This window comes from Paenibacillus dendritiformis (assembly GCF_021654795.1).
Classification (GTDB): domain Bacteria; phylum Bacillota; class Bacilli; order Paenibacillales; family Paenibacillaceae; genus Paenibacillus_B.
The window spans coordinates 396185-408112 of the sequence record NZ_AP025344.1 but is presented as its reverse complement, the minus strand read 5'-3'; the positions used below and the strand labels follow the sequence as shown (position 1 = coordinate 408112).

11 protein-coding genes are annotated in these 11928 nt (G+C 57.5%); 3 read left to right on the top strand and 8 right to left on the bottom strand.

The genetic code is table 11. The annotated features are described in order from the left end of the window. Positions 1–86: 86 nt before the first annotated feature. Positions 87–944, top strand: a complete 858-nt coding sequence (locus L6439_RS01935) for an alpha/beta hydrolase family protein (RefSeq protein WP_213468735.1) — start codon at positions 87–89, stop codon at positions 942–944. Positions 945–977: 33 nt separating this feature from the next. After that, entirely contained in the window at positions 978–2333 is a 1356-nt protein-coding gene (locus L6439_RS01930; RefSeq protein ID WP_168178462.1) for a Na+/H+ antiporter NhaC family protein, read from the top strand. A 972-nt stretch (positions 2334–3305) separates the two neighbouring features. Here L6439_RS01930 and nadE read toward each other — a convergent pair. The 4 genes from nadE to L6439_RS01905 form a co-directional block, all read right to left on the bottom strand. Further along, complete coding sequence (gene nadE / locus L6439_RS01925) at positions 3306–4115, bottom strand: ammonia-dependent NAD(+) synthetase (RefSeq protein WP_168178461.1); 810 nt, start codon at positions 4113–4115, stop codon at positions 3306–3308. A gap of 92 nt (positions 4116–4207) precedes the next feature. After that, positions 4208–4642, bottom strand: a complete 435-nt coding sequence (locus L6439_RS01920; protein WP_168178460.1) for a BrxA/BrxB family bacilliredoxin — start codon at positions 4640–4642, stop codon at positions 4208–4210. A 329-nt stretch (positions 4643–4971) separates the two neighbouring features. After that, positions 4972–5730: a hypothetical protein gene (locus L6439_RS01910; RefSeq protein ID WP_213468734.1), complete on the bottom strand. Its 759-nt coding sequence runs from the start codon at positions 5728–5730 to the stop codon at positions 4972–4974. Positions 5731–5763: 33 nt separating this feature from the next. After that, entirely contained in the window at positions 5764–7512 is a 1749-nt protein-coding gene (locus tag L6439_RS01905; RefSeq protein ID WP_213468733.1) for an ATP-binding protein, read from the bottom strand. Positions 7513–7657: 145 nt separating this feature from the next. On the opposite strand from L6439_RS01905, the gene L6439_RS01900 reads away from it, so the two are divergent. After that, positions 7658–8920, top strand: a complete 1263-nt coding sequence (locus L6439_RS01900; RefSeq protein WP_168178457.1) for a BaiN/RdsA family NAD(P)/FAD-dependent oxidoreductase — start codon at positions 7658–7660, stop codon at positions 8918–8920. Positions 8921–8980: 60 nt separating this feature from the next. Here the strand turns inward: L6439_RS01900 and L6439_RS01895 are convergent, their stop codons facing one another. The 4 genes from L6439_RS01895 to L6439_RS01880 form a co-directional block, all read right to left on the bottom strand. Beyond that, positions 8981–9385 (bottom strand): DNA/RNA helicase, encoded by a 405-nt coding sequence (locus L6439_RS01895; protein ID WP_168178456.1) that lies wholly within the window; start codon positions 9383–9385, stop codon positions 8981–8983. A 71-nt stretch (positions 9386–9456) separates the two neighbouring features. After that, entirely contained in the window at positions 9457–10758 is a 1302-nt protein-coding gene (locus L6439_RS01890; protein ID WP_213468732.1) for an ABC transporter permease, read from the bottom strand. Further along, on the bottom strand, positions 10755–11453 hold the full coding sequence (locus tag L6439_RS01885) for an ABC transporter ATP-binding protein (RefSeq protein WP_213468731.1): 699 nt from the start codon (positions 11451–11453) through the stop codon (positions 10755–10757). The genes L6439_RS01890 and L6439_RS01885 overlap by 4 nt, the downstream gene beginning before the upstream one ends. 36 nt (positions 11454–11489) lie before the next feature. Beyond that, positions 11490–11924, bottom strand: coding sequence for a zinc-binding dehydrogenase (locus L6439_RS01880; protein WP_237096716.1), 435 nt, complete (start codon positions 11922–11924; stop codon positions 11490–11492). Between the last annotated feature and the right edge of the window lie 4 nt (positions 11925–11928).

Here is an 11928-nt window from a genome sequence, read left to right as displayed (position 1 = left end):
CCTGTCAAGATGAAAGGAGACATTCTGCTTCAGGGGTGTGGTACAATGAGTGAAAATAAGCTGGAAGGCAAGGAGGTTGGCTTAGATTGAAATATGCATTCACCTATTCAGGGCGGGATGGCCGCATCCTGCGCGGGGACGTGTGTCTGCCTGCCAAGCCGCTGCGCCCGGCGGTGCTCCTCATTGCGCACGGGTACAAAGGGTTCAAGGATTGGGGAATGTTCCCTTATGCGGCGGAGCAAATCGCACACCGCGGCGGACTGCTTACAATGACGTTTAATTTTTCGCATAATGGCGTCGGCCCCTCGCTTGACCGCTTCGATCAGCCGGAGCGATTCGCAATCAATACGTACGGAGAGGAGCAGACTGACCTTGCCACGCTGCTCGATTGGTTGCGCTCCTCCGAATTCCCGCAATGGCTGGCTGCCCAGGGAGGAAGCTTCCCTTGGTCGGAGGAGATGCCCCTGTACCTGCTCGGCCACAGCCGGGGCGGGGCAAGCTGCCTGCTGTATGCGCTGGAACTTCCGGAGCGCATCGCTGGCGTGCTTACGTGGAATGGCGTGACGAATATGGATTTATTCTCCGAGGAACAGAAGCAGGAAATGCGGGACAAGGGCCAATCCAAGGTGATCAATGCCCGGACGGGCGAAGCGCTACCGTTGTCCCGTCTGCTGCTGGACGATCTGGAAGCCAATCGCGAGAAATATGACCTGATTCACCGCGTCCGCGATGCCCGCTTCCCTCTCGCGCTAATTCAAGGCTCGGACGATCTGCCGGGTTTTCGCGACGGTTCGGCCCGTCTGGTGGCCAACTATCCCGAAGCGGAGTGGATTACGATCGAAGGGGGCGGCCATACGTTCAACACGGTTCACCCGTTCCAAGGCACGACACCGGAGCTGGAGGCCGCCATTGAAGCAACCGTTCAGTGGCTGCAGGCCCGCTAATTTTTACGCATAGACAGGAGTTGCAGTGTACGAATGTTGACCCCGCGCCAGCTCGCTGTATCGGTTCTGACGACGATAGGCGGCCTTACCGCCGCCTATCTGCTCGGTCTGCCGCATATTGCCGGCTTTGCTGCCGGCTTCCTTGTGCTTGCCCTCTTCTCGCGCAAGCAGGGCCATCCCTGGCCCGACCTGCTTCGTTATATGCGAGCGGGGGCCCTCCACACGATGGAAGTCGTCTGGATTCTGCTCTTGGTCGGCCTGATGATTCCTGCCTGGACGCTCAGCGGAACGATCCCTTACTTAATCGAGCAGGGGCTGTCCTGGATCCATCCGGCATGGATGACCACGCTCACCTTCTGGTTGTCCGCTCTATTTTCCATGCTGCTGGGCACCTCGACGGGAACATTGAGCGCGGTAGGCATCCCGATGATGGGTGTCGCGGCGATGGCCGGCGTGCCGCTGCCTCTCATGGCAGGCGCCCTCGTATCCGGCGCGTTCGTCGGCGATCGCACCTCACCCTTTTCAAGCGCCCACCGCTTGGTCGCCGATTCCACGGGAACCTCCGTCAGACTTCAAGCCCGGGCGATGCGGCCCACAACTCTGCTCGGCCTCGGCGCGGCTACGGCCGTCTTTGCCTTATTCGACTGGGCGGGGGCTTGGGTCGTTCCGGCCAAGGCATTGCAGATGGAAGCCTATCGCGACGCCTTTGCATTTCACCCGCTGCTGATCCTGCCCGCTCTCGTTCTGGTCGCGGCGATCCTGTTCCGGGTCAAAACGCGTTACGCCTTCCTGCTCTCCATCGTAACGTCAATCATTCTCGGAACCTGGCTCCAAGGCGCCGGCACGATAACATGGTGGAATGGCCTGTTGTGGGGCTATGACCATGCCTCGCTGCCCTCGCTGCATACAAAGGGCGTGATGAATATGGTCGACCTCGTCCTGCTGATAGCGATGGCCGGCGCCTTCAACGGCATACTGGAGTCGACGCGCACCCTGGAGCCGTATATGGCCTCCTTTTTGGGCGCGAAGCCGTCCCTGCCCGGAGCCACCGCGCGCATCGGCTTATTCGGCTTCATCCTGGCGCTGGTCTCCTGCACGCAGACCCTGCCCATCATGATGTCCGGGCGGAGCGTGCTGCCGCTGTGGACTACCCGCTTCCCGCCGGAGCAGCTATCCCGCGTCGTCGCCGACACGGCGCTTGTCTTCGCTGCCCTGATCCCGTGGAATATGCTGGCCGTCCTCTGCGCCGCCATTCTAAATGTGCCCGTGCATCAATACGCGCCCTTCGCCGTATTTCTATGGGTACTCCCGCTGTGCACATGGCTCATCTCCTTCCTAGTCGGGCGGAAGCAAAGTGCCGGGAAGTACAGCAATACATTATCAGGCTGAATGAGGAAAAATGGCTGCGACGGGACATCACGGCTTGACTGCCGCCAGAGCATGCCCCTACCTATAGAGACCGAATCCTTTTTATGGTCGGGCTGCTCTGGTTTCGGCCGTTCGGTTCATCCCCTTCCTGTCACGGCTTACCCCAAACTCCTTTTTGCCGCTATCCCCTATGCTCATATTTTATGCCTGTTTGCCGGTTCGCCAGCTTTCCGGGGGATATGTTCGGGGGTATTCTCCCGACGTAATCTTCCGAGGTCTTCTTCCGAAAGTATTCTCCCGAACCTATTATCCCGCAGTACTCTCAGGCGATCTCCTCGAAGGCATTGGACGGCATCTCCTTTTGCGCCTTTCTGTCACTATCCCCATAGCTCATAAAAGCAAGGACTCTTCCCCAAGATTGTGAGGTTCCCCGGTTCGATTTAGCCACTTCTGTGACTTGCCGTTGGAAGATATAAGCAAGCCGTGTCGCCTCTCACTTCTGGTTTATGAGTCAAGGGGATATTGATCAAAAGGCCTTGGATAGATACTTTCCTCGCGGCGCGAAAGAGAGGTAATCCCGTTCATAGCATACAGAAGCACGCAATCCGTCAAATAAGGCAGAATTCGTCGATCAGCACCAGATTCATTCAACTAACATGAGGTTCGCCAGTTGACGCGAAAATCGTCAGTTCCAACAGGGAATTAACTCAAGAGTCTTGAACCAACACCTGTCGAAAAAACGCTGCATTTCTCTCCCCCGTGCCGGATAAGTTTCACATCTGCTGCCGAGTTGTTGGAATAGTTGCGCACTGAACGGAGCCGCCAATTGCAGATGAATGCAGATGTCCTTCATCAAGGGCAAGGCATGCGCTCACCATAACTGGGATAAGCATGGTTGTTAGGCATCAAAAAAGACAAGCACGGTTCATGTGCTTGTCTTCCTCGAAGAAAGAGAATAGCGCCGGCGCAGGCCTCCCCTGTTTCGCATACCGCTCAGATGCCGGGAATCGGGGCGCGCTTGTGCTCGGTTTTGCGGTAGTGCTGTTCGAGCTTCGCCTGAACGTCGGCGGGAACCGGCTTGCCCTCCAGGTAATCGCTGTTGTGCTCGTAGGAGACACCCAGTTCTTTCTCGTCGGTCTGCCCCTCCCACAGGCCGGCGGTCGGCACTTTGTCGATGACGCTGCGCGGCACGCCAAGCCGTTCGGCAAGCTGGCGAATCTGGCGCTTGTTCAGGGAGGACAGCGGAGTAACGTCAACGGCTCCGTCGCCCCATTTCGTGTAGAAGCCGGTCAACGCTTCGGATGCATGGTCCGTGCCGACCACGATTAGGTTGAGGTCGAACGCCAGCGCATATTGAGCGACCATCCGGATTCGCGCTTTGATGTTCCCTTTTCCGGGAACGCTTAAATGGCGCGGTTGACCAAGCCTTTTGAAGCCTTGCTCGACTTCAAGCGCCACCTCATTCACCGCCTCTTCGATGTTGGTCTCGACGGTATGCTTCAACTTGAACGCTTCGGCGACGGCATAGCTGTCGGCAATATCAACCTGCTCCCCATAGGGCTGGAACACGCCGAGCGTCATGTATTCCTGGCCGGATTCCGCAGCTAGCTCGTCGGTGGCCTGCTTGCATAAGCCGGCGGCGACAGCGCTGTCGATCCCCCCGCTAATGGCGATCAGCAGCCCTTTCGCGCCTGCGTTGGTCACATACTGCTTCAAAAAATCAACACGTTTGCGGATTTCGGCATCTACATCGATTTGGGGCTTGACTCCGAACCGACTGATGATTTCCTCTTGTAGGCTCATCTGGATATCTCCCTTCGATCCATCCTGTTCACGATCTGGTCGTATTTATGCAAACATCCCCGCATCGGACAAACGCGGGGATGAGCTTCTCCTTAGCGGCAGTAGCGATCAAACGCTGCTGTCAGATCCGCCGCAATCTGCTCGGCAGAGCGGTCTTCTACGCTATGGCGTTCAATAAAATGCACCAATTTGCCATCCTTCATCAAGGCGATGGACGGGGAAGACGGCGGATACGGCGCGAAGTATTCGCGCGCTTGTGCCGTTGCTTCTTTGTCCTGGCCTGCAAAGACGGTGAATAAATGATCCGGCGTCACTTCATGCTCCAGCGCTTTGCGCACGCCTGGACGGCATTGCCCCGCCGCACAGCCGCAGACGGAGTTCACGACCACGAGCGCGGTTCCCTTCGCGGTTGGCAGCTTCGCTTCCACCTCTTCCGGCGTCCGCAATTCTTCGAATCCGATCGATGTCAATTCATTGCGCATCGGCTGGACCATATCGCGCATATATTGCTCAAAAGACATAGACATTCTTCACTTCACTCCTAACCCGTTAAATAATTACCCCGATAGACGTCACCAGATAGTGCTATCGTTAATATTTTAACCATTTGCACAGGAGTAAAGCAAGGGAAAGCCGTTCCTTCCGGAAGCGGCTTTCCCTTATCTTGCGCCGTAAGGCGCTTATGTGGAAGGACGGTTTGGTCCTTCCAGTTTTTTGTCAACCGGTATTTTGCCGCGCGTGTCGGCTGTTCGGTTGGCTTCTTCCTGCTGCTTTTGCTCCTTGGAATGGCTTTCTTGCATCTCCATAGGCCTCCTTCATGCAGTCTCGCGTCTAGTATGCGCACCTGCAGAAGCGGCTATCCTTCCCCTATGTCCGGGGAGCGTTCCGATGGGGAATCCGTCCGTGTCTCCGTCTTTTCCCGGTGCCGGACAACCATATATCCCGCAGCCAGCAGCACAACGCACATCCATTGCTCCGGGGCGAGTCCCATCCATACGGTCTCATGGGACTTCAGGAAGCTGGCAAGCATGCCGAAGGCCCCTACGGGAACGAAGGTCCACTGCGCATCCGACAGCTTCCCCAATGGACGCCGTCTCATCCAGATTCCCGCCAGCCATAGCAGAGCGAGCATCGACTCGACAGGCGGCAGGCCTCTTGGGGAGATGCCGCTGGGCATCGGCAGCGCCGTATATCCCGGCGCCGCGCTATCCTGTACCGCGTACAGCCACCCATAAGCGGCGAGGAATGCCAGCAGCCCGTAGGCGAGCAAGTCGGACAGCACCGGATATGACAGGCTGTGTCGCCTCATGTATACGGATGTCCACACGATGAGGGCGAGTACGAGCAGCACATTGCCGTCCATGGACGTCCCGCTCAAAAACAAGAGCGTGCGCGGCTGTTCCCACAAAATCGACGGCGCGTCCCACAGGAAGCCGAACTTCGCATTCAGCATGCAGAGGAAGGCAACCCCGTAGGCCCAGTCGGCATAGCGGCGATTCAATCCCTTGTCCATGCGGGCCCGAAGCGAGATGATGAGCGCCGCGATCAGGAAGGACGCGAAGCTTGCCAGTAAATCGCCGTTGATGGTCAAACTGCCAATCTGGATGACGTTCACACGCTCACCTCCCTCATCTATGATAGCGGACGTCTAGAGCGCATTCAACGCTTCGAGCGGATTATGTTCCTGCCCCTGATGCGGTTCCCCCCGCCGCTTCGGATCGATATGGAAGGTGACGATGAACGTGGTCCCCCGCTCCGATGTCTCGATCTCGATCGTTCCTTCATGCCGTTCGACGATGCTCAAGCAGAGCGGCAATCCAAGTCCTGTCCCTTTGGACTTGGTCGTATAGAACGGCTCGAACAGCTTTTCCATGACAGCGTTCGGTATACCTGACCCGGTATCGCTTACAAGGAGCTGAACGCCTTGCGGCACGGCACGCGTAGTGAGCGTCAATGTCCCCCGCTTCTCCATCGACTCCATCGATTCCAGCGCATTGCGCGACAGGTTCAGAATAAGCTGCTTCATTTCCTTCGTATCCAGGCACAGCTCCGGAATATTCTCGCCCAACTGATAGATGATCTCCTGGCCGCGCAGATTCGCATCCGCCCACAGCAGCGGCGACAGCTGTTTCATTATATCGTGAAGATGGACCATTTCCTTCTCTACGATGCGGTTCTGCGCCAGCGCCAGGAAATCGTTGATAATTCCGTTGGCACGGTCGATCTCGTCCATTACAATCCGGTAATAGTCCTTCATATTGTCGGGACTCTTCTCCTGGATCAATTGCATGAACCCGCGAATGACCGCCATCGGGTTGCGTATCTCGTGCGTAATGCTGGCCGCCATCTGGCCGACCAGATGGAGCCGCTCCATGTTGCCGATCTCGGCGCGCAGCTTGGACAGCTCGGTCACATCATGCGCCATGCCGACCGCGCCGACAATCTCCCCGGTCTCTTGGCTGTAGATAGACTTCGCCAGAATGTAATAATCCCGTTCGCCGAGACGGGCCACTTCGCCTTCGACAGCCCCTTTTTGAAGAGCCCATTGCAGGATGATGAACTTATTCGGCTCATCTCCCATCTTCTGCAGCAGATCCCGCAGAGGACGCCCCATTAATTGCGCCCTCGTCACGCCGGGAACCTGCATTTGAATCCCTTCGATCATCATATCGTTGAGGGCGGTAATGCGAGTCTCGGCATCGATGGCAATGACGCAGAGCGGAGCCGTGTTGAGAATCTGCTTGAGCTTCTCGACCTCCTCCCGGTATTGGCGGGAGACAATCCGGTAGCCCTGCTGGAGAAACGTCTTCTCCCTCGTGCCTTCCATCATATACAGCACCAAGCATGCGGTAAGCAGGAACACGAGGACGAACAAGACGATAAAGGGAGAGCCAAGGGCGCCGACAGCGGTCTCCACCGGAGCCGTCCAAAGATACGCGGCATAGACAATGCTGTAGACGAGCATGCCGAGTAGCGAGAAGGAAATAATGATGACTAGCCGCATTCGCAAGCCGGACTGACGGAACTTGTTAATGCTAATAAACAATAGCGGGGTTAAATAAATCAGGGCATCTCCCCATTGGTTCCCCGCCGGTTGATATAGTGGGAAAGCGATAATAAAAACGGTATAGAGGGCCACCATAACCAATCCGATGCGGTATCCGCCGTACAGCACGCCCAGCATAAAAGGGATCAGCCGGAAATCAAATGGCTGCGAAGCCTCCGCATGATGAAAGGAGAACAGGATGCACAGAAACACGGAAATCACGGAAGCCGCTCCAACAGCAAGCCGAGTCAGCAGCGGCCGGGCCGACCGAATGGAACATAGCTGGCAGGAGAACGCCGGTATACAAGCAATCAGGACTTGCAGAAGGGTTTCCTTCAAAGCGATGTACATGATTTCTCTCCTCTGGCATGTTGTGGAATGCATTGATTAAAACATAAATGCCCAAGTTTGACAATGGAGCAAACCAACCTTTTAGGCATTTTTCTACATAATGCGATACAATAAGGGACGAAACGACGGTGAAGGAGCATATGACATGAAAGAGACCGATATTATAGTTATCGGCGGCGGACCGTCAGGATTGATGGCCTGTATTGCTGCTGCGGGGGAAGGCGCGAACGTGCTGCTGATCGACAAAGGGGACAAACTGGGCCGCAAGCTCGGCATTTCGGGCGGCGGGCGCTGCAACGTAACGAATAATAAAGAGTTGGATGAACTGATTCGTCATATTCCGGGAAACGGGAGATTTTTATACAGCGCGTTGTCACATTTCAATAATCGGGATATTATCCGCTTCTTCGAGGGACTTGGCATCGCGCTGAAGGAGGAGGACAACGGCCGGATGTTCCCCGTGTCGGACAAGGCAAAAACCGTGGTCGAAGCGCTTATCGGGGAAGTCCGCCAGCGGGGCGTCACGATCATGACCAACCGGCCCGTGTCCGAGGTGCTCTACGCTGATGGCGCCGTGGAAGGCGTCCGCCTGCCGGATGGCACGATCATCCGCGCAAAAGCGGTTATCGTCGCGACGGGAGGCAAGTCCGTTCCCCGCACAGGCTCTACCGGCGATGGCTATCCTTGGGCCGAGGCTGCCGGGCATACGATAACCGAGCTGTATCCGACGGAGGTCCCGCTGACCTCGCAGGCCTATTTTATCCGCGAAAAGCTGCTGCAGGGCTTATCGCTTCAAGATATCCGTCTTACCGTGTGGAACGCCAGGGGCAAAAAGATCATTGAGCATGAGGGAGATCTCCTCTTTACGCATTTCGGACTGTCCGGGCCAGCCGCGCTTCGCTGCAGCCAGTTCGTCGTCAAGGAGCGAAAGCGAACCGGGCAAGAGACGGTGCTGCTGACTATCAACATGAAGCCGGGGCTCAGTCTGGAGGAGCTCGAGCGGCAGCTAATGGAACGGTGGAGCCAGGAACCGAAGAAGGCGATCAAAAATGTGCTTAGACATCTCGTCCCCGATCGGATGGTTCCCATCCTGCTCGGGCAGGCCGGCATCGAGGAGAGCGTGACCCGCGATCATATTCGCAAGCAGCCGCTCCAAGAGCTGTGCCGGCTGATCACGTCCTTCCCCGTCAAGGTGAACGGAACCTTGTCTCTGGAGGACGCGTTCGTCACGGGAGGCGGCGTCAATTTGAAGGAGATCGACCCGCGCACGATGGAGTCGAAGCTGATGCGGGGGCTCTTTTTCTGCGGGGAAATTCTTGATGTGCACGGGTATACGGGCGGCTATAACATTACGGCCGCATTCGCTACCGGATATACGGCCGGGATGCATGCCGCCGCCCTCCAATAAGCAGCAAAGCGGCTTCCCACCCTGTGGCCGCCAGGGAGTGAAGCCGCTTCTTGCGTTGCCCTAGATATGAATTCCTCCAGGGAACTGGTTCGTATCGTCATTCCAGCCCATCGCGTCCTCTTCCCGCGCCGCGAGATCGTCATGACTCGATGCGGCCAGTGCATACCGGTCGTCGTCTGCCCAATCCTCATTGATCACATGCGCCGGAATCGGAATGAGATCGATATTATAGGCATCATTCACGATCGCGGATTCGGTCATATCTCCCTCTTCCACAAGCGTGCCGCCGTGAGCCTCGGCAATCTCCATCGCTGAGGTCAGATCTCGCTTCTCCACATGAATATGAAGCTCCGTGCGGTGATCGCCGTCATACACCGGCTCATAGCCGAGCTCTTCCAAGGTGTCGAAGGCCAATCGGGCACTCGCGGCTTCCGGGAACCGGAACCGGATAGCGGCTGCTTCCATGTCTTGCCCTCCTCTTTCTCCGCTTTGGACATAATATGCCCGCAAGACCGGAATCTCATCCGTTCATCGTTTCACGCGCCGAATTGACTCCCCTTTCCTTCCTGCTCTTCCTTCGTCTTCTGCTTCCAGCCCTTGATCTGCACGATGACGGTTCCAATCGCGCCGGCCGCCAGTCCGCCTGCAAGCCCCATGCCGACTGCCAACAGCGGCGGCGCAATGAACAGTCCGCCTGCCAGCGCCCACAGGAAGCCGGGAACAGCCGCCAGCACCTGAACCATATGCGCCGCCGCATTCTGGAGGTGAGAGGATCGGAACGAGAACATCGAAGGCACGTCTCCCTCAATGAATTCCCTCCAATATGAGCTTAGCCAGAAACTTAGCACGCCGCACAGGACAGGAACGATTAAATAGTACAAGGTTGACAGGGACATGACGGAGGCAACGACCCCGGACAAGCCAACCCCAATGAACTGAAGATAAAACATAACATGATTGCGGCTGCGGAGGAGCGACTTGACGGCCAAAGAGCCGATGATCTGCCCGCCGTTCTTCCGCTTCATAAAATAGCCTGACCGCGGGAATAGCAAGCCCCGCTTCCGCTTGCGCCGCACGGGCTTGTCCATGCTCTGCGACAGCAGCAGCGCGGTCAGTCTCATCCGTGCCTGGCTCTCCAGCTCGACATCGCGCTCGAAGGCATGGGGGACACGCAGGCGATACCGCACAGAGGGCACGGCAACGGCACACAGCAGCAGCGTCCCGGCCAACGGCAGCGCAGGATAAATGGACAAGAGACAGGTCAGGCCGCGGAAAGCGGCAATCGCCGCAAGGCCGGTCAATATGCCGAGACCGCCGCGCCGCCAGCCATGCCATTCCGTCTGCACGCGGTTGCGAACGCAGGCCGTTAATACGGCCAAGGAGGCGATCCCGGCGCCCAAAGCGGCCAGCTCCCCTGCAGTCAGGCCGTATCCCTTGATCAGCCAGGGGGCTGCCACAACGGCGATAAGTCCCGTCATCAAGATGCTGCGCACCGTATACGTGAGCACTCCGAAGGCGGCCAGCCGGCTCCACCACGCTTTCTTCTGCCTGAGGAACAGAACGTCGCCCGCTTCGCTCCACGTATGAAGCGTGCCGGACAGCACCGGGAGGAGGAAGGGCAGCAGCCATATTTCTCTCGGTACCGCAATCCAGGCCGCCGGTAACGGCAGCGTCCACGAATCATAGTAGAATTTAATCCCGAGCAGCAGCGCCGGAATGGCGATATAGAGCCATACGGTCCAATCCAGCGCAGACCGCAGCGCCTTCCATTGATAGGCGGCATTCGTCGACCATCGGTACAGAGCGAGACTCCACGGCCCGGAATACGGCCGCTTCACGTCAGCACCTCGAAGCAGTCGAACAGCGTCCCTTCCGGGAGCCCGCTCGCTGCGCGTACTTGATCCAAGGTTCCGGAAGCGACGATGCGCCCTTCATGGATCAGCACGAACGAGTCGCATACCCGCTCCGCCGTATCCAGCACATGCGTGCTCATGAGGACGCCGGCTCCCCGCTTCCGCTCCTCCTCCAGCATCCGGAGGAAGCGCCGGGTGGCCCGCGGATCAAGGCCGACGAACGGCTCGTCCACGATATATAAGGAAGGCTTGAGCAGGAAGGCGATAATTAACATCAGCTTCTGCTGCATGCCTTTGGAGAAGCTGGCCGGCAAATGATGCTTCACTTCGGTTAATTGAAAGATGCCCAGCAGCTCCTCCGCCCGCTCCCGGAACTCGGCTTCCGGGAGCTCATGGGCGGCGGCGGCCAGCTCCAGATGCTCCCACAGCGTCATCGAGTCATACAGGACGGGCTGCTCCGGCACATAGGCATATGTCCCCGTTCCGTCCCCGATGCGAATGGCCCCCTTGACCTCGCGCATAATGCCGAGGATGGACTTGATGGTCGTGCTCTTGCCGGCCCCGTTCGGCCCGATAAGTCCGACAAGCTCCCCAGCGTTCACTTGAAAGGAAATGTTGCGAATCGTTGGCTCGCCTTTGTCATAGCCCGCCTCTTCGATTCGTGTATCCAATACGATCATACCGACACCTTCTTCTAGCTTGCTCTCCCTTATGGCTTAAGGCACCAAGAGAACGATTTTTCCTACATTTTCATTACGTTCCATCCGCTGATGCGCTTCATTTATTTGTTCGGGCCGCCATACCGAATCGATGACGGGCAGACACTCGCCGCGCTCCAGCCATTCCCCGGCGAAGCTCCGGAACGCCTTCGTCAGTTCGCTCTTGCGCTTTGGAGGCAAGCCGCGCAGCGTGCTCCCGATGACATGCAAGCGGCGCAGCATGACGGACATGAAGTCCACCTCCGCCTTCGAGCCGCCCAGCGTTCCGATCAAGATCAGCCTGCCGTCCATCGCCATGCAGCGCATATGATCATTCCAATACGTGGCGCATACCGGATCCAATACGACATTCACGCCCGCTCCCTCCGTCCAGGACAGCACTGTCTCGGCCAAAGGCTCGGTCTTATAGTTCAAGACGAGCTCTGCTCCCAACGCC